This is a genomic window from Brachybacterium atlanticum, from assembly GCF_025669985.1.
Taxonomy (GTDB): Bacteria; Actinomycetota; Actinomycetes; order Actinomycetales; family Dermabacteraceae; genus Brachybacterium; species Brachybacterium conglomeratum.
In genome coordinates this window covers 1-22,883 of sequence record NZ_JAKJJW010000028.1, presented here as the reverse complement: position 1 = coordinate 22,883, position 22,883 = coordinate 1, and the positions used below count along the sequence as shown (strand labels likewise).

The following is a 22,883-nucleotide window of genomic DNA, read 5'->3' as shown; positions in this document are numbered from 1 at the left end:
CGCCGTTCGTCGTGGTTCGTCGGCCCGCCGCCCGTCGGGGCTCGGACGTCGCGCGCTGTGGGTCGAGCGCCGTCGGCCGCTCTCGTCGGGTCCCGGCACTGCTCACCGCGAGGCGCGCAGCGCCTCGCCCTTGGCCATCGCGATCCCGCGCAGCTCCTCCTGGAAGGCGACCATCCGCTCGCGCAGCTGCGCCGCGTGCTCGTCCCCGCCCGCGGCGAGGATCCGCGCGGCGAGCAGCCCGGCGTTGCGGGCCCCGCCGATGGACACGGTCGCGACCGGCACCCCGGCCGGCATCTGCACGATGGAGAGCAGGGAGTCCATGCCGTCGAGGTGCTTCAGCGGCACCGGCACGCCGATCACGGGCAGCGGGGTGAGGGAGGCGAGCATGCCGGGCAGGTGCGCGGCGCCGCCGGCGCCGGCGATCAGCGCGCGCAGGCCGCGCTCGGCGGCGCCGCGGCCGTAGGCGACCATGTCCTCGGGCATGCGGTGGGCGGAGACCACGTCGACCTCCACCTCGATCCCGAACTCGGCGAGCGCCTCCTCCGCAGCGCGCATCACCGGATAGTCGGAGTCGGAGCCCATCACGATCCCGACCAGGGGGCGGGATGCGGCGTCGGCGGTCATCGGGGATCTCCCTCGGGGGTGGGGGCGGTGGGCTCGGCGGCCGCGCCCGGGCCGTCGATGATCAGTCGCTCGGCGCGGTGAGCGCGGGCGAGCAGGTCCTCGGCGTCGTCGCCGAGCAGGGTGACATGGCCGATCTTCCGACCGGGGCGCACCGACTTGCCGTACAGGTGGACCTTCAGCCGCGGCTCCTCGGCGAGGGCCACGGCGGTGCCGGGGGCGAGGTCCTCGGCGCCGCCGCCGAGGAGGTTGACCATCACGGCCACGGGGGCGAGCGGCGCGGTCGCGCCGAGGGGGAGGTCGGCGACGGCGCGGAGGTGCTGCTCGAACTGGCCGGTGACGGCGCCGTCCATGGACCAGTGGCCGGTGTTGTGGGGGCGCATGGCGAGCTCGTTGACGAGCACCGGGCCGTCCGCCGTCTCGAAGAGCTCGACGGCGAGCATCCCTGTGACGTCGAGGTCCTCGGCGATCGCGAGGGCGAGGGCCTGGATGCGCTCCTGGGCGGCGGCGTCGAGGCCCGGCGCGGGGGCGACGACCTCGTAGCAGACCCCGTCCTTCTGGAGCGACTGCACCACGGGATAGGCGACGGCCTCTCCCCCGGGACGGCGCGCGACCTGGGCGGAGAGCTCGCGGGTGAAGGGGACGAGCTCCTCGGCGAGCAGCTCGCCGTGGGTCTCGAGCCAGTCCGCGGCCTCCTCGACGGCCGAGACGATCCTCACCCCGTGGGCGTCGTAGCCGCCGCGCGGCGTCTTCACCACGAGCCGGCCGCCGGCATCGTCGAGCGCCTGCTCGAGCGCTGCGAGGCTCCCGATCCGCCACCAGCGGGGGCAGGGGTGTCCGAGCGCGGTGAGCCGCTCGCGCATGACGAGCTTGTCCTGGGCGTGGACGAGGGCGCCGGGTCCGGGGCGCACGGCGGCGAGCCCCTCCCCCGCGATCCCTTCGAGGATCGCGGTGGGCACGTGCTCGTGGTCGAAGGTGAGCGCGTCGACGCCGTCGGCGAGGCCTCGCACCGCCTGCTCGTCGTCGTGCCGGCACAGCCGCACGGTCGCGGCGACGGCGGCGGCGCTCTCGTCCGGAGCGGTCGCGAGCACCTCGAGGTCGAGACCCAGCTCGATCGCGGGGCCGAGCATCATGCGGGCCAGCTGACCTGCTCCGACCACCCCGATCCGACGGGCGGGAGCTTCCTCGAAAGCGGCGGGCTGAGCGGGGCGGGGCGGGTTCGCAGACACGGCCGCCAGTGTACTGAGGTCAGGCGCGGGGCCGGGGGCGGCGCCGCACCACGGACCCCTGCGGGAGGGAGTCGAGGTCGTCGCCGCCGGCGGCATGGCGGCCGCCGGAGACGCCGCTGGGGGTCATGTCCGCGCGCTGGCCGCGGGGCCGTCGCCCGGCCTTCTCACGGCGGCCCGGCTCCCCGTCGGACTGCGCCCCGTGCTCGTCCTCCGGCTCCTCGCCGGGAGCGGAGATGAGGAAGACGCCGAAGGTGGCGGGGTTCTCGGTGAGCAGCTCGAGGCGGCCGCCGTCGTCCTCGACGAGGGTGCGGGCGAGGGCGAGCCCGACCCCGGTGCCGCCCGAGGAGCGGCCGGAGACCGAGCGCTCGAAGATCCGTGCGCCGAGCTCCGGGTCGATGCCGCCGCCCTCGTCGGTGACCTCCACGACGGTGGAGTGGTCGTTGCGCCGCACCTTCACGCAGGTGCGCCCGCCGCCGTGGGTGAGCGCGTTCTCGATGAGGGTGGCGATCACCTGGGTGAGCGGACCGGTCGAGCCCCACACGGCGGCGCTGCGCGGCACCTGGATGTGCAGCTCACGGCCGGCGCGGCGGTAGGCCGGGGACCACTCCTCGCTCTGCTGGGTGAGCACGGTGCTGAGCTCGACCACGCCGGGGGTGCGTCGCTGGGAGGAGCGGGGAGCGTTGATGAGGTCGTGGACCACCTCGGTGAGGCGGTCGATCTGCTCGAGCGAGATCCGGGCCTCGTCACGCACCCACTCCTCGGTGCTGGTCGCGAGGATCTCGTCCAGCCGCATCGAGAGCGCGGTCAGCGGGGTGCGCAGCTGGTGGGAGGCGTCGGAGGCGAGGCGGGACTCGGCCTCGAGGCGCTCGTTGAGCATCGCGCCGGAGCGGGCGAGCTCGATCGCGACCTCGTCGATCTCCGCGATGCCGGAGGGCTGCCAGGGGCCGCGGGCGCGGCCGGAGCCGATCTCCTCGGCGCGCCGGGCCAGACGGGCCAGCGGCAGGGAGATGCGCTGGGCCTGCCACAGCGCGACCGACACGCCGATCGAGAGGGCCGACAGGCCGGCGACCGTGATCAGCACCCAGGCGCTCGCGGTGTGGGCCCGCACGTCGGATTGCGGGATGAACACGGTGATCAGCTGCCCCGAGGCACCGGTGGTGCTCCGCTTGACCGGGTCGTCGCCGGGAGGATCACCGGCCGTGGTGGTCTCCCCCTCGAAGACGACGGTGACGGCGATGTTGAGATCGGTCTGCTCGTCGACCCGTCGCTGCAGGAGCGCCTCGTCGATCGTCCCCTCCTCCTGGAGACGGGTCTCGGTGTCGATGCGCACCTGGTCCAGGATCAGGTTCGCCTGGTTGGCGAGGTTCTGGTTCGCCAGCTGCAGCCACGAGATGCCCAGCGGGATGCCGAGCATCAGCACGACGAGGACCACCGTGATGAGGGTGGCCTGCAGCACGCGCTGCCGCACGGGTCAGCTCTCCGTGCCGGTCTCGAAGCGGAAGCCGACTCCCCTCACCGTGGTGATCCGCCGGGGGTCCGTGGCGTCGTCACCCAGCTTGCGGCGCAGCCACGAGATGTGCATGTCGAGGGTCTTGGTGGAGCCCCACCACTCCGCGCCCCAGACCTCGCGCATGAGGTCGTCGCGGGTGACGACGCTGCCGGACTCGCGCACGAGCACGGTGAGCAGGTCGTACTCCTTCGCGGAGAGGCTGAGCTCCTCCCCGTCGGCGTAGGCGCGACGGGCGGAGACGTCGAGGGTGACGCCGTTGACGTCGTAGTTGTCGCCGGACTCCTCGGTCGCCTGGGAGCGCCGCATGAGGGCGCGGATCCGCGCCTGCAGCTCGCCGAGACGGAAGGGCTTGGTGACGTAGTCGTCGGCTCCCGCGTCCAGGCCCACCACCGCGTCGACCTCGTCGGCCCGGGCGGTGAGGATCAGGATCGGCGACTCGAGCCCGCCCTTGCGCAGGCGCCGCGCGACCTCGAGGCCGTCGAGATCGGGCAGGCCCAGATCCAGGATGACCAGGTCGATCGGGTCCGGTCCGGCGGCGATCCCGAGCGCGTCCATCCCTCGGGAGGCGCGCGTGACGGTGTATCCCTCCCGGTCCAGGGCCCGGGAGAGCGGTTCAGCGATGGCCGAGTCGTCCTCGACGAGAAGCAGTCGTGTCACGTCAGCCATAGTACGTCCCGCCTCAGAGCCCGAGATCCAGAGGGGCGGAGCCGGCGCGGCTCATCTCCTGCACCGTCACCGTGCCGATGCCGTGGAGGTCGACCTCCTCGCCCTCCCCGAGGGCGAAGCCCCCGGGCAGCGCCTGCGTGATCGCGGAGGCGGTGTCGGCGTCCACGAGCACGGCCCCCGGCCGGGCGACGGACTCCATCCGGGCGGCGAGGTTAACGGTGGGTCCGAACACGTCCCCGTAGCGGGAGAACATCGAGCCCCAGGAGAGGCCGACCCGCACGGGCGGGAGGTCGGGATCGGCGCCGATGGTCTCGGAGAGGCTGACCGCGATCTGGGCGCCGTCCTCCGGCGTGTCGGCCAGGAACATGATCTCGTCGCCGACGGTCTTGACCACGCGCCCGCCGCCGACGGAGATGATGTCGCGGCTGAGCGACTCGAAGCGGCCGACCATGTCGGCGAGCTGCGTGCCGGGCATGTCCTGGGCCAGGCGCGTGAACTGGACGAGGTCCGCGAAGCCGACGGCCCGGTGCAGCGGGAACAGCTCGTCGGTGTCGCGGTGGAGCACCTCGCTGCCGGCGCGAGCGGCGTAGGCGGCGAGCTGGCGCCGGAAGGTGAACATGACCTGGGACTCGAAGGTCTCCAGCAGCTCGGGGATCTCGTCGAGCATCTGCTGGCGGGCCCGGGCGTCGTCGAGCCCGTCGGCGTGCTTGGCCTCGTCGACCAGCGCCTCGGTGATCCACATCGCGAGGCGTCCCATGTGGAAGCCCATGCCGCGGGAGATGCTCGCGAAGGCGCGCTCGGAGAGCACCCCGTCCTCGACGATCGCGGCGAGGTCGCCGATCGCCTGGGCGTCCTCGTCGGTGAACACCACGGTGTCCTCGTCCACGGGCATGAAGCCGAGGGAGCGCCAGTACACGGAGGTGAGGCGCTCGGCGATCCCGTGCTGCTCGGCGAGGTCCCGGCGCGAGTACTTGCGCGGCCCCTGCAGGAGCACCTTCTCGAGCGCGCCGACGCTGCGACGCACGGAGGAGAAGCGGCGGTTGAGGTCGAGGATCTCCTGCTCGTCGAGGGCGGTGAGCTCCGCGTCCTCCGCGGAGAGGTCCGGGAGCTCCTGGGTCTGCGTCGACACCACGTCGACGGTCCCGGTGGGGATGCGGGTCTCGAGGGCGTCGTCCGCACCCTCGAACGCCTCGCGCTCCCCTCGCTCGTCCATCCCGTCGGTCACAGCGCGGTCCCTCGCTTCCGAATGCCCGGCTTCTCCATGCCTGCTCCTGCTCGTGTGCTCGTGGTCGGTGTGGTGGGGGCGCGCCCGGGCCGCGGGGTCAGGGCGCCGCGGGCCGCAGATGCCGCACGTCGCCGACGTCGACGGCGATCCGCCCCTCCCCGTCCGCGCGGTCGAGCACGAGTCGCCCGTGCTCGTCGACGTCCAGGACGGTGCCGCGCAGGGCAGGGTCGACGTCCGCTCCCGCTGCGGCCTCCCCCAGGGGGTCGACCCTCACCGTCCGCCCCAGTGTGAGGCAGGTCATAGTGTAGCGGTCCCGGGTGCCGGCCGCGCCACCGTCTCCCTGGGCGGACTCGAGCGCTGCGAACTCCTCGTCGAGCGCGGCGACGAGCGCCTCCTCGAGCGCCTCCCGCAGTCTCCGGTCCTCCGCCGGCCCGGGGTCGGGGCGGAGACCGCCCTCCCCGCGCAGCCAGGCGGCGCCGGGCACCGGCTCGCCGTCCTCGTCGAGAACGGGGCCGCGGAGGTTCAGTCCGATGCCGAGCAGCAGGTCCTCGCCGCCGCGCGCCTCGACGAGGATCCCGCCGAGCTTGCGGCCGTCGGCGGTGTGGAGGTCGTTGGGCCATTTCAGGCCGATCCGCTGCTCGCCGACCGCGGCGGGCACCACCCGCCCGAGGGTGGCGACGGCGGCGAGCCCCGCGGCCAGCGGGAACCAGCCGCGCCGGGCGGGGTCGAGGGAGGTGCGATGGGCGAAGGTGAGGGCGAGGCTCGCCCCGTCCGGGCTCGCGAAGGCGCGTCCGAGACGGCCCCGCCCGGAGGTCTGCCGCGTCGCGGTGACGGCGAAGGGCGGCGCGTCCCCGGCGCGCAGGAGTGCGGAGGCCTCGTCCTGGGTCGAGCGGACCGCGCCCAGGCGGTGGATCCGCGGCAACACGGTGCCCGTTCCCTCCGCGGAGGTGTCGGGCAGTGCGGGGACGTCCATGCGCTCCTCCTCCTGCGAGACCTGCGTGACGGATCGCTCCATCGTCGCGCCGCCCACTGCATCGTTCCTGGGAGCGGCGTGGACGGATGCTCCGCGCCGGGCGTGCCGCCCCGGACGGGGTCGGCCGCCGTCGGACCTGCGTAGCGTAGTATCCCGGTGTTCGAATCCCCCACAGCTTCAGGCGGCCGCAGTGCCGTCGCAGGAGGTCCCGTGACCGACGCCCCGCGGCCGCTCACCACCGCTCAGCGACTCGAGGACCTGCGCGAGCGGGATTCCGCGGCGGTCTCCGCCGCGGACGACCTCGCCGTCCAGAAGCAGCATGCGCGGGGCAAGAAGACCGCCCGCGAGCGGATCACGGACCTCCTGGACGACGGCTCGTTCGTGGAGACCGACCGCTTCGTGCGCCATCAGGCCAGCAGCTTCGGCATCGACGCCAAGCGCCCCGACGGCGACGGCATCGTCACCGGCTACGGCACCATCGACGGCCGCCAGGTGTGCGTGTACTCGCAGGACTTCACCGTCTTCGGCGGCTCGCTCGGCGAGGCCCACGGCCGCAAGATCCAGAAGATCCAGGACCTCGCGCTGCGCACCGGCGTGCCGATCATCGGGATCCTCGACGGCGGCGGCGCCCGCATCCAGGAGGGCGTCGCGTCGCTGGCGATGTTCGCCGGGATCTTCAAGCGCAACACCCGCGCCTCGGGCGTCATCCCGCAGATCTCCCTGATCATGGGCCCGGCCGCGGGCGGCGCCGTGTACTCCCCCGCGCTGACCGACATCATCGTGATGGTCGAGAAGACCTCCCACATGTTCATCACCGGCCCGGACGTGATCCGCACGGTCACGGGCGAGGACGTCGGCTTCGAGGAGCTCGGCGGTGCGCGCACCCACTCCAGCCGCTCGGGCGTGGCCCACTACATGGCACCGGACGAGGCCGAGGCGATCGAGTACGTCAAGGACCTGCTCAGCTACCTGCCGGCCAACACCCTCACCCCCGCCCCGGCCTTCCCGGTGCAGGTCGAGGAGAGCCCGAACGCGGCGGACGCCGCGCTCGACTCCCTCGTGCCGGACTCCCCCAACCAGCCCTACGACATGCTCACGGTGCTGCGCACGGTGCTCGACGACGAGGAGTTCCTCGAGGTGCAGCCCCTGTTCGCGCGCAACGTGGTGGTGGGCTTCGGTCGCATCGAGGGGCACAGCGTCGGCATCATCGCCAACCAGCCCTCGCACCTGGCCGGCACCCTCGACATCGACGCCTCCGAGAAGGCGGCCCGCTTCGTGCGCCTGTGCGACGCGAACAACATCCCGGTGCTGACCTTCGTGGACGTGCCCGGCTTCCTGCCCGGCACCGACCAGGAGTACGGCGGCATCATCCGTCGCGGCGCGAAGCTGCTGTACGCCTACGCCGAGGCGACGGTGCCGCTGATCACCGTGATCACCCGCAAGGCCTACGGCGGCGCCTACATCGTGATGGGCTCCAAGGAGCTCGGCGCGGACATCAATCTCGCCTGGCCCACCGCGCAGATCGCGGTGATGGGATCCCAGGGCGCGGTGAACATCCTCCACCGCGGCGACCTGAAGCGAGTCGCCGAGGAGGGCGGGGACGTCGCCGCCGAGCGCCGGCGCTACGAGGCCGAGTACGAGGAGCAGTTCGCGACCCCGTACACCGCGGCCGAGCGCGGCTGGATCGACGGCGTCATCCGCCCGGCCGAGACCCGCGTCGAGATCACCCGGTCGCTGCGCGCGCTGCGCACCAAGCGCGACTCGCTGCCCACCAAGAAGCACGGGAACATCCCGCTGTGAGCGCCGGGACGAGGACCGTCGCGAGCGCGGCCGAGGCCGCGCAGGGGGCCGGGGCGTCCGGCAGTGCAGTCACCCCGTCCGACGTGCGCCTGGTGGCGGGCCGGCTCGCGCCCGACGAGCTCGCCGCGATCGCCGTGGTCGTCTCCGCGATGAGCGTCACCAGCCGGCTCGAGGCGGAGGAGCGCTCCCTGGCCGACGGCGTCGGCGGCGCGAGCGCCTGGAGCTCCCCGGTGCACACCCACGTCGGCGGCCACACCGAGCGGCTCCGTCCCTCGAGCACCTGCTGGACCTTCACCGACCGCTGACCCGGCGACCCCGCCGGTCGGCCCGGAGCGCCGCCCTGTTGGCCCTGGCCCGTGAGGCTTGCCGCACGACCTAGACTGCGGCACATGTCCTCCCCGACCCCGGCCCGCAACCCCTCCGCCCTGGACGCGCTCGCCGACCGCTACGTCGACGACCTCGCCGCGCAGGACCCCTTCCTCGCCACCGAGCTCGGCATCGCCGGGCACGACGGGGAGGTGACCGACTACTCCCCCGCCGCGGTCGCCGCACGGGAGGACCTCGCACGCGAGCTGCTCGCCGCGATCGCCGAGGTGCCCGACGCCGATGACGTCGACGCCGTCACACGCGCCGCCTTCTCCGAGCGGCTCGGCCTCGACCTCGAGCGCGCCGAGCAGCGCCTGGACATCGCCGCCGTCAACAACCTCGCCTCGGTGCTGCAGTCCCGCGACGTGCTCGACCAGATGCCCACCGACACCGCCGAGGACTGGGAGGTGCTCGCCGAGCGGATGGCCGGCTTCCCCCGTGCGCTCGGCAGCTGGGCCGAGTCCCTGCGCGAGGCCGCGGCTGCCGGCACCGTCTCGGCGCGCCGCCAGCTGCTGCTCGGCGCGGAGCAGGCGCGCGGCTACGCGGCCGACGGCGGCTTCTTCGATGCCTTCGCGGGCGAGGCCATCGGCACCGAGGCGCAGAAGGCGCAGGTGCGCGCGTCGGCCGAACAGGCCCGCACCGCCTATCGCGAGATCGCGGGCGTGCTCGAGTCGCTGGTGCCGCAGGCGCCGGAGGCCGACGCGGTGGGCCGGGACGCCTACCAGCTCCACTCCCGCACCTTCCTCGGCACCCAGATCGATCTCGAGGAGACCTACGCCTGGGGCGTGGAGGAGCTGCGCGCGATCATCGCCGAGCAGGAGCAGGTCGCCGCGCGGCTGAACGAGCGCTACGCCACCGGCGGCGGCAGCTCCGTCGCCGCCGCGAGGCAGGCGCTCAGCGCCGACCCGGCCCGGCTGCTGCACGGCACCGACGCCCTGCAGGCGTGGATGCAGCAGCTCTCCGACTCCGCGATCCGCGACCTCGCCGGCACCCACTTCGACATCCCCGAGCCGCTGCACCGCCTCGAGTGCCGCATCGCCCGCACCGGCTCCGGCGGCATCTACTACACCGGCCCCAGCGAGGACCTCACGAGGCCCGGCCGCATGTGGTGGGACGTCCCCGCCGGGACCGAGGAGTTCCGCACCTGGGAGCAGACCACGACCGTCTACCACGAGGGCGTGCCCGGCCATCACCTGCAGGTGGGCATCCAGACCCTGCAGGCCGACACCCTGAACCGCTGGCGCGCCATGCTGTGCTGGGTCTCCGGGCACGGAGAGGGCTGGGCGCTGTACGCCGAGCGGCTGATGGAGCAGCTGGGCTATCTCGAGGACGACGGCGACCGGATGGGCATGCTGGACGCCCAGCGCCTGCGCGCCGGGCGCGTGGTGCTCGACATCGGCCTGCACCTGGGCCTCGCGATGCCGACCGGCCTGCCGGGCGCCGACGGCGGCACCTGGGACGAGCGCACTGCCTGGGAGTTCATGACCGAGAACTGGGGCGTGGAGGAGGCCGAGCGCCGCTTCGAGCTGAACCGCTATCTGGGCTGGCCCGGCCAGGCCCCCTCCTACAAGCTCGGCCAGCGCACCTGGGAGCAGCTGCGCGAGCGCGCCACCGCGGCCGACTCCTCCCCCGCCGCGGTGCGGGACTTCCACCGCCGCGCGCTCGAGCTGGGCAGTCTGCCCCTGTCGGTGCTGGAGGGTGCGCTGTGAGCGCCGCCGCGCACGACCCGTCGGCCGGAGCGGCGAACGCTCCGAGCGCCGACCCGATGCTCGACCCGTCGGCCGACGCGGAGGAGCACGAGCCGCTGCTCCTGCTCGCCTCCGCCTCCGCCGGACGCCGCGCAACCCTCGCCGCGGCCGGCATCGAGCACCGAACCCTGCCTGTCGACCTCGACGAGGACGGGATCCTCGCCGCGGCCCGCGAGGCCGCCGGCGACGCCCCGCTCGCCCCCGCCGAGGAGGTGCTGCTGCTGGCCCGTGAGAAGGCGCTCGCGGCGACCGCGCGCAGCGAGGGCGGCTACGTGGTGCTCGGCGGCGACTCGATGCTGGAGATCGACGGCGAGGTCGTCGGCAAGCCCCACGAGCCGGCACGGGCCGCGGCGCGCTGGCGCGCGATGCGGGGACGGACCGGGGTGCTGCACTCGGGCCACTGGATCGTGGATGACCGCGATCCGGAGGACGGCGGCACCGGGGCGACCTTCGGCGCGACCGCGTCCTGCGCCCTGACCTTCGCGGACCTCTCCGACGAGGAGATCGACGCCTATGTCGCCACCGGCGAGCCGCTCGGCGTCGCCGGCGGCTTCACGATCGACGGCCGCGGCGGCCCCTTCGTCGACTCCGTCGAGGGCGACCCGCACGCGGTGGTGGGGCTCTCGCTGCCGCTGCTGCGCCGCCTGCTCGCCGACATCGGCCTGGGGATCCACGAGCTGTGGGCACCGGCCGGCGCCGGGTCCGAGGACGACGCCGCGCCGGGCGGCGACCCCGCGCCCGGCCCCGACGAGCCCGACCGGTCACGGCCTGCCGCTGACTGAGCATCCGCGGTACTACACTCGACCTCTGCTGCACTCCCCGGAAGGAACCTCCGCCTCATGGCCCCTCGACCCGCCAAACCCCGCCCCCTGTCCACGGTGCTCATCGCCAACCGTGGGGAGATCGCGGTGCGCGTCGCCCGGGCCTGCAAGGACGCCGGCCTCCGGTCGATCGCCGTGTACGCCGACCCGGACCGCGACGCGCTGCACACCGTGATCGCCGACGAGGCGTACGCGCTCGGCGGCAGCACCGCGGCGAGCTCCTATCTCGTCGTCGACAAGATCCTCGACATCGCCAAGCGCTCCGGCGCCGATGCGATCCACCCCGGCTACGGCTTCCTCTCCGAGCGTGCCGACTTCGCCCAGGCCGTGATCGACGCGGGCCTGACCTGGATCGGCCCGCCGCCCGAGGCGATCGAGAAGCTGGGCGACAAGGTCTCCGCCCGCCACATCGCCCAGAAGGCCGGGGCCCCGCTGGTCGCCGGCACCAAGGACCCGGTCAAGAACTCCGACGAGGTCGTCGACTTCGCCCGCGAGCACGGCCTGCCGATCGCGATCAAGGCGGCCTTCGGCGGCGGCGGGCGCGGCCTGAAGGTCGCCCGCGAGGAGTCCGAGGTGCGCGAGCTGTTCGACTCCGCGGTGCGTGAGGCCGTCGCCGCCTTCGGCCGAGGCGAGTGCTTCGTGGAGCAGTTCCTCGACTCGCCCCGCCACGTCGAGACCCAGTGCCTGGCCGACATGCACGGCAACGTGCAGGTCGTCTCCACCCGCGACTGCTCCCTGCAGCGCCGCCACCAGAAGCTCGTCGAGGAGGCGCCCGCGCCCTTCCTCACCTCCCAGCAGCGGGCCCAGCTGGTCTCCTCCTCCAAGGCGATCCTGCGCGAGGCCGGCTACGTCGGCGCCGGCACCTGCGAGTTCCTCGTCGGCAAGGACGGCACCATCTCCTTCCTCGAGGTCAACACCCGCCTCCAGGTCGAGCACCCCGTGACCGAGGAGGTCGCGGGCGTGGACCTCGTGCGCGAGCAGCTGCGCATCGCGGCCGGGGAGCGGGTCAGCGAGGAGGACCCCGTCTCGCGCGGGCACTCCTTCGAGTTCCGCATCAACGGCGAGGACCCCGGCCGCGGATTCATGCCCGCTCCGGGCCGCATCCAGCGCTACGACGTGCCCTCCGGCCCGGGCGTGCGGATCGAGTCGGGCGTGCGCGCCGGCGACGAGGTCTCCGGCGCCTTCGACTCGATGCTCGCCAAGCTCGTCGTCACCGGCGCGACCCGGCAGGAGGCGATCGAGCGCTCCCGCCGCGCCCTGGCCGAGTTCCGCATCGACGGCATCCCCACCGTGCTGCCCTTCCACCGCGCGGTGATGGAGGACCCGGCCTTCACCCCGGAGGACGCCGAGGAGCCCTTCTCGGTACACACCACCTGGATCGAGACCGAGTTCGCCGGTGACCTGCCCGCCGCGCCGCTGCCGGCGCAGCCGGAGGAGCCCGAGGACCGCGAGTCCGTGGTCGTCGAGGTCGACGGGCGCCGCGTCGAGATCAGCCTGCCCGCCTCCCTGCGCGCCCCGCAGGCCGCGGTGCGCCAGCGCCGCAAGCGCCAGCACCGCGGTGCCGGCGAGGGCGCCGCGGGCGGCAACGGCGTGGCCGCGCCGATGCAGGGCACGATCGTGAAGGTCGCCGTCGAGGAGGGCCAGACCGTCGCCGACGGCGATGTGCTGGTGGTGCTCGAGGCGATGAAGATGGAGCAGCCCATCACCGCTTCCCGCTCCGGCGTGGTCAAGGGCCTGAACGCCGAGATCGGCGCGACCGTCTCCGCCGGCGCGGTGCTCTGCTCGATCGAGGACTGACCCGGCTCGGGCGCCACCCGCCCGCCCGCCCCCCGCCGCACAATTCTGCGCTCTGTGCGTGACCTCAGCACGGAACAGCCGTCGAGGTCACGCACAGAGCGCTTTTGTGTGCGAGGCGCCCTGCCCCGGTGGGCCCAGGGCGCATCGGTGTGCGCGGCGCCCTGACCCGGTCAGCCCAGGGCGCATCGGTGTGCGCGGCGCCCTGCCCTGGTGGGCTCAGGCGCTGCCGCCGGCCAGCACCTTCCGCCTCGCCACCTCGGCGAGGGAGCCGGTCAGCGAGGGATAGACGGTGGAGGTGCCCGCGAGCTGCTCCGCCGTCAGGCGGTGCGCGACGGCGAGCGTGTAGGGCAGGATCAGCTCGCTCGCCCGCGGCGCGACCACCACGGCGCCGAGCACCGTGTGGGAGTCGGGGCGCACCAGCAGCTTCACGAAGCCCTCGTCGATGCCCTGCATCTTCGCGCGCGGGTTCGTCTCCAGGCCCAGCATCAGCACGTCGGCCCGCACCTGGCCGGAGGCGACCTCCTGCTCGCTCACGCCGACCACCGCGATCTCGGGGCTGGTGAAGATCGCGGAGGAGACCTGCGCGGCGATCAGCGGGGAGACCGCCTCCCCGAGGGCGTGGTGCATCGCGATCCGGCCCTGCATCGCGGCGACCGAGGCGAGCGGGTACACGCCGGTGCAGTCCCCGGCGGCGTAGATGCCCCGCACGGAGGTGCGCGAGACCCGGTCGGTCTCGATGTGGCCGCTCTCGCGCACCCGCACCCCCGCGGTGAACAGTCCCAGATCGGAGGTGCAGGGGATCCCGCCGAGGGCCATCAGCGCGTGGCTGCCCTCGATCTCCTCGCCCGAGGTGAGGGTGACGACGACCCCGTCGGCCGTGCGCCGCGCCCCGGCGGCCCGGGAGCGGGGGCGGACGGTGACGCCGCGGCGCGCGAAGGCGTCCTCGAGCACGTCGGCGGCGTCGGCGTCGGTGCCCGGCAGCACCTTCTCGCGGGAGGAGACGAGGGTGACCTCGCTGCCGAGGGCGCGGTAGGCGCTGGCGAACTCGGCGCCGGTCACGCCCGAGCCGACCACGATCAGGTGCTCGGGCAGCTCCTGCAGCGAGTACAGCTGGGTCCAGTTCAGGATCCGTTCGCCGTCGAAGGGTGCGGTCCCGAGCTCCCGGGGGCGGGCGCCGACGGCCAGGAGGATCACGTCTGCCTCGAGCACGCGGGTCTCCCCGTCGGCGCCGCTCACCTCGACCCGGTCGGGGCCGTCGAGGCGGCCGCGCCCGTCGAGCACCTCGACCCCGGCCGCGACGAGGCTCTGGCGGATGTCGGCGGACTGGGCGTCGGCGAGTCGGCGCACGCGCATGTTGACCGCGTCGAGATCGACGTCGAGGGTCTCGGCGGTGGGGGCGGCGCCGTCGTCGGCGTCCCGGATCCCGAGCTCCCGGGAGCCGGCGACGAGGTCGAGCACCTCGGCGGTCGCGATGAGGGTCTTGGACGGCACCACGTCGGTGAGCACGGCCGCGCCGCCGACGCCGCGATCGGAGACGAGGGTGGTGCGGGCGCCGTGGCGCGCCGCGGTCAGCGCGGCCTCGTAGCCGCCGGGCCCACCGCCTATGATCACCACCTGGACGTCGTCGTCGCTGCGGGGCACCCGGCGGGGGTCGGGCGGCAGGGCGGTGCTCGGATCGCTCACCCCGCCATCGTGGCATGACCTGTGACGTCAGGGGCCGATTCCGGGAGCATGCGCCGTGGGGCTTCGTCGTGCCCCCTCCCTGCGCTACCTTCGGTCCATGACTGCATCGAGCACCGATCCGTACCAGCTCGCCCGCGACGCCGCCGCCGCGATCGCCGAGGCCAGCTCCTCCCCCGCCCACGACCTCGCCCTGGTGCTCGGCTCGGGCTGGTCCGGCGCCGCGGACCTCCTCGGCGAGACCGTCTGGCAGGCCGACGCGACCTCCATCCCCGGCTTCCGCCCGCCGGCCGTCGCCGGCCACGTCGGCACGCTGCGCTCGATCCGCGTGGAGGGCACCGGCGCGCGGGCGCTCGTGCTCGGGGCCCGCACCCACTTCTACGAGGGCGCGGGAGTGGACGCGGTCGTGCACGGCGTGCGCACCGCCGCCGCGACGGGCGCCCGCACGATGGTGCTGACCAACGGCTGCGGCGGCATCGACCCGTCCTGGCGTCCGGGCACGCCGGTGCTGATCAGCGACCAGATCAACTTCACCGGCGCGACCCCGCTGGTGGGCGCGAACTTCGTGGACCTCACCGATCTGTACACCCCGGCGCTGCGCGCGATCGCGAAAGAGGTCGACCCCTCCCTCGACGAGGGCGTGTACATGCAGTTCTCCGGCCCCACCTACGAGACCCCTGCCGAGGTGCAGATGGCGAAGACCATCGGCGCGCACCTCGTGGGCATGTCCACCGCGCTCGAGGCGATCGCCGCCCGCGAGGCCGGCCTGGACGTGCTGGGCATCTCGCTGGTGACGAACCTCGCCGCCGGAATCTCCGGGGAGGCGCTCAGCCACGAGGAGGTGCTCGAGGCGGGCCGGGAGGCCGGGCCCCGCATCTCCCGCCTGCTCGCCGAGACGGTGCGCCGCATCACCGCGGGATCGGCCGACGGCGCGGGCGCCCCGGCAGGGGCCGACGGGGGCGCGGCATGAGCCCCGATGCGACTCCCACGCCCGGCTCCGCCGAGGGGGTAGGCGGCGCCGCCCTGGACGCCGAGCTGCGCGCCCGGGTCGCCGACTGGATCGATGACGACCCCGATCCCGTCACCCGGGCCGTGCTCGAGAACCTCCTGGAACAGGCGGATGCCGGCGACGCCGCGGCCGCCGAGGAGGTCCGCGACGCCTTCTCCGGCGATCTGGAGTTCGGCACCGCCGGGCTGCGCGGCCGCATGGCCCCGGGCCCGCACCGGATGAACCTCGCCGTGGTCTCCCGCGCCGCGCGCGGCCTGGCCGACCATCTCACCGGCGATCTCGGCCTCGAGCAGCCGCTGGTGGTGATCGGCTTCGACGCCCGCCACCGCTCGGAGGACTTCGCCCGCGCCTCGGCGGAGATCATGACGGCGGCCGGCTGCCGGGTGCATCTGCTGGAGCGGTTCGGCCCGACCCCGCTGATCGCCTTCGCGGTGCGGCACCTGGGCGCCGACGCGGGCATCGTGGTCACCGCCTCCCACAATCCGCCCGCGGACAACGGCTACAAGGTCTACCTCGGCGGCCGCGCCTCCGCGCCCGACGGGCAGGGCGTGCAGATCGTGCCGCCCTCGGACGCGCAGATCGCCGCCCGCATCGCCGCCGTCGGCCCCGTGCGGGAGATCCCCCGCGCCGCGGGCTGGGAGGTGCTCGGCGAGCAGCTGCGCGAGGACTATCTCGCGGCGATCTGCGCGCTGCCGGACCCGGAGGGGCCGCGGCAGGTGCGGATCGTGCACACCGCGATGCACGGCGTGGGCACCGAGACGGCGCTCGCGGCCCTGCACCGCACCGGCTTCGCCGAGGTGCACCCGGTCGCGAAGCAGGCCGATCCGGACCCCGACTTCCCCACCGTCACCTTCCCTAACCCGGAGGAGCCCGGCGCGATCGACCTCGCCCTCGAGCTCGCCCGCACCCTCGAGGCCGACGTGGTCATCGCGAACGACCCCGATGCGGATCGCTGCGCCGCCGCGGTGCTCGACCCGCACCTGGGCGACTGGCGGATGCTCACGGGCGACGAGCTCGGCGTGCTGCTGGGCGACCACCTGATCCGCCGCCACGGCTATGCGGGGACGGTCGCGAACTCGGTCGTCTCCAGCCGCTGGCTGGGACGGATCGCGCAGGCTGCGGGGCTCGAGGCCGCGACGACGCTGACGGGCTTCAAGTGGATCGCCCGTGCGCCCGGGATCGTCTTCGGCTACGAGGAGGCGATCGGCTACTGCGTGCTGCCCGATCTGGTGCGCGACAAGGACGGCCTCTCCGCCGCGCTGATGGTCGCCGAGATGGCGGCGCTCGCCCGCGCCGAGGGAACCACCCTGGTCGGACGACTGGACGAGCTCGCCCGCGAGCACGGACTCTTCGCGACCTCGCAGCTCTCGCTGCGGGTCACGGAGCTCGCCGAGCGGGACGTGATGATGGCGCGGCTGCGCTCCGAGCCGCCCGCCGCGCTCGCGGGCAGCGAGGTGAGCGACGTGCAGGACCTCGCCGAGGGCTCGGCGGAGACCACCGGCCTCCCCGCGACCGACGGAGTGCTGCTCGCCACCGCCGACGACGCGCGCGTGATCGTCCGCCCCTCAGGCACGGAGCCCAAGCTCAAGTGCTACATCGAGGTGCGTGAGGAGGTCCCCGCCGCAGCCGACGAGGCGGCGCTGGGCGAGGTGCGCCGTGCGGCCTCGACGCACCTGGAGCGGATCACCGAGGACATGCGCACGGCCCTCACCGGCGCCTGAGCCGTTCCGGCACAGCACGAGGCCCTTCCGCGGAGCTGCTTCCGGACGGGCCCCGTGCTGTGCGGGGCGGGCCGACGGCGCGGCCCCCTCGACGCGCAGGTCACGCTCCCGGGCCGGCCGCGCGGTGTTCGCGCGCGGGCGGCCCGGGCCCTGCTCAGTAGCCGGAGCCGGTGCCGCCCTCGAGGATGGCCTTCGAGGAGGACAGGCCCAGCCGGCTCGCGCCCGCGGCGACCATGGCCTCGGCCGCCTGGCGGGTGCGGATCCCTCCGGAGGCCTTGACACCGAGGCGGTCGCCGACGGTCTCGCGCATGAGCGCCACGGCGTGCTCGGAGGCGCCGCCGGCGGGGTGGAAGCCGGTGGAGGTCTTCACGAAGTCGGCGCCGGCGCGCTCGGCGGCCTGGCACACGGCGACGATCTGCTCGTCGTCCAGGGCGGCGGACTCGATGATGACCTTGAGCAGCACCGGGGCCTTCGCGACGTCGCGGACGGCGCGGATCTCATGCTCGACCTGGTCGAACTTCCCGGCGCGGGCGAGGCCCACGTTGATCACCATGTCGATCTCGTCGGCGCCCTTGGCCACGGACTCGCGCGCCTCGAAGGCCTTCACCTCGGCGCTGTGCTGGCCGGAGGGGAAGCCGCAGACGGTCGCGACCTTCACGGAGGTCTCGACCGGGAGCATCGAGGGCGAGACGCAGATCGAGTAGGTGCGGAGGGCCTCCGCCTCGCGGGCGAGGGCGTCGACGTCGGAACGGGCGGCCTCGGGCTTGAGCAGGGTGTGGTCGATGAGCTGCGCGAGCTGGGCGTTCTCGATGGGGGTCATGCACGGAATCCTCCCACGGCGGGGCCGTGCCCGTCGACGTGGCGGGAAGGTCGCGGCGCAGTAGGATCGTCGTCCATGACCGGCCCCTCCGCGCTCCCCCGTCCCCCGCGCCGCATCGTCATCGTCGCCGGCCCCTCGGGCAGCGGGAAGGGCGTGATGTCGCGCCGTGCGGGACTGCCCACGGTGCCGCTGGACGAGTTCTACCGCGACCACGACGATCCCTCCCTCCCCCACCGCTTCGGGATCGTGGACTGGGACGATCCGGCCTCCTGGAACGCTGGGGCCGCGCTCGAGGCACTCGTCGCCCTCGCCCATGACGGGGTCGCCGAGGTGCCCGTCTACTCGATCCCGCTCTCCCGCCGCACCGGCACCGCGACGCTGCACGCCGAGGACGCCGAGCTGCTGATCGCCGAGGGGATCTTCGCCGCCCAGCTGATAGCGCCGCTGCGGGAGCTGGGGCTGCTGGCCGACGCGATCGTGCTGCAGCGCCCCACCCCGGTGGTGTTCGCGCTGAGACTGGCCCGGGACCTGCGCGAGGGCCGCAAGCCGCCGCTGACCCTGCTGCGGCGCGGCTGGGGGCTGGCCCGTGACCAGCACGGGGACCTCGAGCGCTGGAAAGCGGCGGGGATGCGCCCGGTGGGCCTGCGCGAGGGCACCCGCCTGCTGCGACGCCTCACCGCCCTCGCCGCGGCCGAGCAGCGCCAGCGACCGGCCGCGGACGGCGCCGGGACGGTCCTCGAGATCACCGCGGTCGCCTTCCTGCGCGAGGGCGAGGACGGGGCAGAGCTGCTCGCGGTGCGCAAGCGCGGCACCGGCTCCTACATGCAGGTGGGCGGCAAGCTCGAGCCGGGCGAGTCGGCGCTCGAGGCGGCGGTGCGCGAGGTGGAGGAGGAGCTCGGCGCGCGGCTCGATCCGGCAGGTCTCTTCCCGCTCGGCGAGTTCGAGGCCGTCGCCGCCAACGAGCCGAGCACCCGCGTGCGCTCGACGGTCTTCGTCTGCCGGCAGTCCCTCCCGGAGCCGCTCGAGGTGCGGGCCGAGCTCGCCGACCACCGCTGGTTCCCGCTGTCCGGGACGCCGGCGGGCGTGCGGCTCGCCCCGCTGATGACCGAGCACATCCTTCCGGCCCTTCGCGGCTCCTGAGGCGCCCGGGCTCCGGAGGCTGCGGCCGGGCACGAGACCTGGCGGTCTGCGCGAAGGGAGCCTCGTTCCGGCGCATCGCCGCGTCCCGACGGCGCCGGACAGGCGCAGCACCCTGCCGGCCAGGTGAGGCCGGGACGGGCCCGGGTCAGGCGATCCGGTCCCGCACGATCCTCCGCTCGGGCATGGCGGTGCCGGGCGCGGCGAGGGTCCAGGAGCCCTCGAGCGCCTCGAGGGCCCGGCCGATCCGCTCGGGGGTGTCGGTGTGGAGGCGGGCGAGCACGTCCCCTGCCCGGACCTCCTCTCCCAGGTGCTTCTCGATCTCGACGCCGGCGGCGGCCTGCACGGCCTCGCCGGGCCGGGAGCGGCCCGCGCCGAGACGCCAGGCCGCCACGCCCACGCCCATCGCGTCCAGGCCCGTGACCACGCCGTCCTCCGTGGCGCGCAGCTCCTCGACGTGCTTCGCCGTGGGCAGCGGTGCGTCCACGTCGCCTCCCTGGGCGGCGATCATGGCGCGCCAGGTGTCCATGGCGCGGCCGTCGGCGAGCGCGGCCTCGACGTCGGCGTCCTGGACGCCGGCGGCCTCGAGCATCTCGCGGGCCAGCGCCACGGTCAGCTCGACCACGTCGGCCGGACCGCCGCCGGCGAGCACCTCGAGCGACTCGCGCACCTCGAGGCCGTTGCCGGCGGTGCGGCCGAGCGGCGCGGACATGTCGGTGAGCAGGGCGACGGTGCGCACCCCCGCATCGGTGCCGAGATCGACCATGGTGCGGGCGAGCTCGCGGGCGTCGGCCTCGTCCTTCATGAAGGCGCCCGCGCCGGTCTTCACGTCCAGGGTCAGCGCGGCGGTGCCCTCGGCGATCTTCTTGGACATGATCGAGGAGGCGATCAGCGGGATCGCCTCGACGGTGCCCGTGACGTCGCGCAGGGCGTAGAGCTTCTTGTCGGCCGGGGCGAGGCCGGAGCCGGCCGCGCAGATCACGGCGCCGACGTCCGCCAGCTGACGCATCATCTCGTCGTTGCTGAGCGAGGCGCGCCAGCCGGGGATCGCCTCGAGCTTGTCGAGGGTGCCGCCGGTGTGGCCGAGCCCGCGCCCGGACAGCTGGGGCACGGCGACGCCGAAGGAGGCGACCAGCGGCGCGAGCGGCAGGGTGATCTTGTCGCCGACGCCGCCGGTGGAGTGCTTGTCGGTGGTGGGCTTGGCGAGGGAGGAGAAGTCCATCCGCTCGCCGCTGGCGATCATGGCGGCGGTCCAGCGGGCGATCTCGCCCCGCTCCATGCCGTTGAGGAACACGGCCATGGCGAGGGCGGCCATCTGCTCCTCGGCGACGACGCCGCGGGTGTACGCGTCGATCACCCAGTCGATCTGCTCGGGGCTGAGCCGCTGCCGGTCGCGCTTGGTGCGGATGACGTCGACGGCGTCGAAGGGCTCGACGGCGGGGCGGGAGATCTGGTCGGTCATGGCGTGCTCCTGGGTGGTGGAGGGCGGCAGGGATCAGCGAGCGGGGCGAGCGGCCGGGATCGGCGCGGCCGGAGTCAGAGGGCGATGTCAGCGGGCGAGGTCGGAGGGGCCGAAGGCCTGCGGCAGCACCTCGGCCATCGTGCGCGGCCCCTCGGGGGTGAGGATCACGAGGTCGGCGCCCGCGTGCTCGGACAGCAGCTGGCGGCAGCGCCCGCAGGGCATGACCACTCCGCGCTCGTCGCGGGCGAGGGACTCGTCGCCGCCGACGCACACGAAGCGGTGCAGCTTCCCGCCGCCGCCGGCGATGAGGTCGCTGATCAGCCCGCACTCGGCGCACAGCGTCACGCCGTAGCCGGCGTTCTCCACGTTGCAGCCGCGCAGCAGGCGGCCGTCCTCGGCGAGCGCGGCGGCGCCCACCCGGAAGCGGGAGTACGGGGTGAAGGCGCGCTCGGCGATCGCACGGGCCTCGGCCAGGAGGCTCTCGAACTCGGCAGGGGCGGTCGGCGCCTGGGGCGCGGGGTCGTTCGCGGTCATGTGCTCGATGCTCTCACTGCGGCGGCTCGGGAGGGGAGGAACGCGCCGTCCCGGGAGGGCGGAGCGCGACGTGCGGCGCCGCTCCCCGGGGCGACGGGACTCGATGCGGGACGCCGCGCCCCGGAGACGACGGGACGCGGCGGCGCGGTGCCGCCCGGCGGAGCGGCTCGGTGCCGCCCGGCGGAGCGGCGGGAGCTCACTGCTTGACGTAGGGCTGCCCGTTCGCAGCGGGGACCCGCACCCTGCCCACCACGCCCGCGACCGCGAACAGCGCGACCACGTACGGGAGCATGAGCAGGAAGTCGCCGGGGATGGAGACCCCGCCCTCGGCGGCGGACATGGTGCCCAGGCGCAGCTGGAGCGAGTCCGCGAAGGCGAAGGTCAGCGCCGCCAGCAGCGCGCCGACGGGGTGGTAACGGCCCAGGATCATCGCGGCCAGCGCGATGTAGCCCTTGCCCGCGCTCATCTCCTCGCCGAAGGCGACGCCGGTGCCGATGGTGAGGGTCGCACCGCCCAGGCCCGCCACGGCGGCGCCGAGCAGCACGTTCTTCCAGCGGGTGAGGTTCACGGCGATGCCGACGGTGTCCGCGGCTTTGGGGTGCTCGCCGACGGCGCGCACGCGCAGCCCCCAGCGGGTGCGGAAGAGCGCGACGGTCAGGCCCGCGACGATGATCCACATGAGATAGACGAGGATGTTCTGCTCGAACAGGACCCTCCCGATCACGGGGAGGTCGGCCAGGACCGGGACCCGCAGGGTGGGCAGGCGCAGCGGCGCGTTGAACAGCCCGGGGTTGTCCCGCATCACGGTGCCGAAGAAGAACGAGGTCACGCCGATGGCGAGGACGTTCAGGACGACGCCGACGATGATCTGCTGGACCTGGTAGCCGACCGCGAAGAGCGCCAGCAGCGCACCCATGATCAGGGCGACCAGCGGGGCGGCGAGCAGTCCCAGCCACACGTTCCCGGTGAGGGAGCCGACCAGCGTCGCGCCGAAGGCGCCGAACAGCAGCTGTCCCTCGATCGCGATGTTGATGACGCCCGCGCGCTCGGAGAGCACTCCGGACAGCGCCCCGAAGGCGAGCGGCACGGCCAGCACGATCGTGCCCTGCAGCAGCGTGGTCACGTCGAGGGAGCGCTGGGAGATCACCCAGGTCATGAAGGCGAGGACCCAGGCGACGGCGAACACGGCGATCAGCGCGATGCGCACGCCGCGGGAGGGGCGGGCCTGGCGCGCCTGGAGGACCCAGAGCCCGGCCGACGCGGCGAGCGCGAGCACCGACAGGACGATCGCCCCGCCCTGCGAGGGCAGGGTGACGCGCTCGGGGACGAGGCCGAGGGGGTTCAGGTCGGTCTCGCGAGCGAGCGCGTACACCGACTCGGCGCCGGGCAGGCCGCGCAGCCCGAAGAACACCAGCGCGATCAGACCGAGCACGGTGGTGGTGGCGGGCAGGTGCCACCAGCCGGCGGGGCGGGAGTCGTCCAGGCGCTTCTCGACGACGGAGTCGTCGGCGACGACCACGGGGGCGGTGCTCATCGGTGGTCCTCCTGCGCATCGGTGGTGTGCTCGCCGCGCTCGGGCGCCGGAGCGGTGTCGTCGGACGGATCCTGTCGGGCGTGCGTGCCGGTCCCGGAGGCGCCGGTCGGCGGCGCGTCACCGGGCGGCGCTCCCCCGTCGACGGGCACGTCGGCGCGGTGGGCGCCGCCGGTGGAGCTTTCGTCGGCCCCGTCCGCGGCGGGCCCGTCGGCCGTCGTGCCCGCGGTCCC

Annotated in this window: 19 protein-coding genes and 1 pseudogene; 8 read left to right on the top strand and 12 right to left on the bottom strand. The window is 74.2% G+C overall.

The window, feature by feature from the left end; all coding sequences use genetic code 11:
* Positions 1-102: 102 nt before the first annotated feature.
* The 6 genes from purE to L3K22_RS12795 all read right to left on the bottom strand — a co-directional run bounded on the left by purE (position 103) and on the right by L3K22_RS12795 (position 6,224).
* Positions 103-624, bottom strand: a complete 522-nt coding sequence (gene purE / locus L3K22_RS12820; RefSeq protein WP_263311708.1) for a 5-(carboxyamino)imidazole ribonucleotide mutase — start codon at positions 622-624, stop codon at positions 103-105.
* Complete coding sequence (locus L3K22_RS12815) at positions 621-1,850, bottom strand: 5-(carboxyamino)imidazole ribonucleotide synthase (protein WP_373318057.1); 1,230 nt, start codon at positions 1,848-1,850, stop codon at positions 621-623. The genes purE and L3K22_RS12815 overlap by 4 nt, the downstream gene beginning before the upstream one ends.
* 19 nt (positions 1,851-1,869) lie before the next feature.
* Positions 1,870-3,318 carry an ATP-binding protein gene (locus L3K22_RS12810; RefSeq protein WP_263311707.1) on the bottom strand — a complete coding sequence of 483 codons (1,449 nt, stop codon included), beginning with the start codon at positions 3,316-3,318 and terminating at the stop codon, positions 1,870-1,872.
* Between the two features lie 3 nt (positions 3,319-3,321).
* Positions 3,322-4,026 carry a response regulator transcription factor gene (locus tag L3K22_RS12805; RefSeq protein WP_010549836.1) on the bottom strand — a complete coding sequence of 235 codons (705 nt, stop codon included), beginning with the start codon at positions 4,024-4,026 and terminating at the stop codon, positions 3,322-3,324.
* A 13-nt stretch (positions 4,027-4,039) separates the two neighbouring features.
* Positions 4,040-5,251: an adenylate/guanylate cyclase domain-containing protein gene (locus L3K22_RS12800; RefSeq protein WP_263311706.1), complete on the bottom strand. Its 1,212-nt coding sequence runs from the start codon at positions 5,249-5,251 to the stop codon at positions 4,040-4,042.
* Positions 5,252-5,348: 97 nt separating this feature from the next.
* Positions 5,349-6,224, bottom strand: a complete 876-nt coding sequence (locus tag L3K22_RS12795; RefSeq protein ID WP_263311705.1) for a biotin--[acetyl-CoA-carboxylase] ligase — start codon at positions 6,222-6,224, stop codon at positions 5,349-5,351.
* A 210-nt stretch (positions 6,225-6,434) separates the two neighbouring features.
* Between L3K22_RS12795 and L3K22_RS12790 the strand changes: the two genes are divergently transcribed.
* The 5 genes from L3K22_RS12790 to L3K22_RS12770 all read left to right on the top strand — a co-directional run bounded on the left by L3K22_RS12790 (position 6,435) and on the right by L3K22_RS12770 (position 12,756).
* Positions 6,435-8,024, top strand: a complete 1,590-nt coding sequence (locus L3K22_RS12790; protein WP_263311704.1) for an acyl-CoA carboxylase subunit beta — start codon at positions 6,435-6,437, stop codon at positions 8,022-8,024.
* The gene (locus L3K22_RS12785; RefSeq protein ID WP_263311703.1) at positions 8,021-8,329 is read left to right on the top strand and encodes a hypothetical protein; all 309 of its coding nucleotides are present in this window, start codon (positions 8,021-8,023) and stop codon (positions 8,327-8,329) included. The genes L3K22_RS12790 and L3K22_RS12785 overlap by 4 nt, the downstream gene beginning before the upstream one ends.
* 84 nt (positions 8,330-8,413) lie before the next feature.
* Positions 8,414-10,099: a DUF885 domain-containing protein gene (locus L3K22_RS12780; protein ID WP_263311702.1), complete on the top strand. Its 1,686-nt coding sequence runs from the start codon at positions 8,414-8,416 to the stop codon at positions 10,097-10,099.
* Between the two features lie 56 nt (positions 10,100-10,155).
* Complete coding sequence (locus L3K22_RS12775; RefSeq protein WP_263311725.1) at positions 10,156-10,920, top strand: Maf family protein; 765 nt, start codon at positions 10,156-10,158, stop codon at positions 10,918-10,920.
* A gap of 57 nt (positions 10,921-10,977) precedes the next feature.
* Positions 10,978-12,756, top strand: coding sequence for an acetyl/propionyl/methylcrotonyl-CoA carboxylase subunit alpha (locus L3K22_RS12770; RefSeq protein ID WP_263311701.1), 1,779 nt, complete (start codon positions 10,978-10,980; stop codon positions 12,754-12,756).
* A 216-nt stretch (positions 12,757-12,972) separates the two neighbouring features.
* Here the strand turns inward: L3K22_RS12770 and L3K22_RS12765 are convergent, their stop codons facing one another.
* Positions 12,973-14,439 (bottom strand): NAD(P)H-quinone dehydrogenase, encoded by a 1,467-nt coding sequence (locus tag L3K22_RS12765; protein WP_263311700.1) that lies wholly within the window; start codon positions 14,437-14,439, stop codon positions 12,973-12,975.
* 97 nt (positions 14,440-14,536) lie between these two features.
* On the opposite strand from L3K22_RS12765, the gene L3K22_RS12760 reads away from it, so the two are divergent.
* Together L3K22_RS12760 and L3K22_RS12755 are read left to right on the top strand one after the other, a co-directional pair.
* Positions 14,537-15,406 carry a purine-nucleoside phosphorylase gene (locus L3K22_RS12760; RefSeq protein WP_263311699.1) on the top strand — a complete coding sequence of 290 codons (870 nt, stop codon included), beginning with the start codon at positions 14,537-14,539 and terminating at the stop codon, positions 15,404-15,406.
* A complete protein-coding gene (locus L3K22_RS12755; protein WP_263311698.1) occupies positions 15,403-17,166 on the top strand; it encodes a phospho-sugar mutase in 1,764 nt (587 codons plus the stop codon). The genes L3K22_RS12760 and L3K22_RS12755 overlap by 4 nt, the downstream gene beginning before the upstream one ends.
* 154 nt (positions 17,167-17,320) lie before the next feature.
* Here L3K22_RS12755 and deoC read toward each other — a convergent pair whose 3' ends face one another.
* On the bottom strand, positions 17,321-17,986 hold the full coding sequence (gene deoC / locus L3K22_RS12750; RefSeq protein WP_263311697.1) for a deoxyribose-phosphate aldolase: 666 nt from the start codon (positions 17,984-17,986) through the stop codon (positions 17,321-17,323).
* A gap of 75 nt (positions 17,987-18,061) precedes the next feature.
* On the opposite strand from deoC, the gene L3K22_RS12745 reads away from it, so the two are divergent.
* Positions 18,062-19,126 (top strand): NUDIX domain-containing protein, encoded by a 1,065-nt coding sequence (locus L3K22_RS12745; protein WP_263311696.1) that lies wholly within the window; start codon positions 18,062-18,064, stop codon positions 19,124-19,126.
* 145 nt (positions 19,127-19,271) lie between these two features.
* Here L3K22_RS12745 and L3K22_RS12740 read toward each other — a convergent pair whose 3' ends face one another.
* The 4 genes and pseudogenes from L3K22_RS12740 to L3K22_RS12725 all read right to left on the bottom strand — a co-directional run.
* Complete coding sequence (locus L3K22_RS12740; RefSeq protein WP_263311695.1) at positions 19,272-20,585, bottom strand: thymidine phosphorylase; 1,314 nt, start codon at positions 20,583-20,585, stop codon at positions 19,272-19,274.
* A gap of 87 nt (positions 20,586-20,672) precedes the next feature.
* Positions 20,673-21,119, bottom strand: a complete 447-nt coding sequence (locus L3K22_RS12735; protein ID WP_263311694.1) for a cytidine deaminase — start codon at positions 21,117-21,119, stop codon at positions 20,673-20,675.
* A gap of 196 nt (positions 21,120-21,315) precedes the next feature.
* Positions 21,316-22,653, bottom strand: coding sequence for an ABC transporter permease (locus tag L3K22_RS12730; RefSeq protein ID WP_263311693.1), 1,338 nt, complete (start codon positions 22,651-22,653; stop codon positions 21,316-21,318).
* A pseudogene (locus tag L3K22_RS12725) lies at positions 22,650-22,883 on the bottom strand (ABC transporter permease); the annotation flags it as partial. The gene L3K22_RS12730 and the pseudogene L3K22_RS12725, both read right to left, overlap by 4 nt.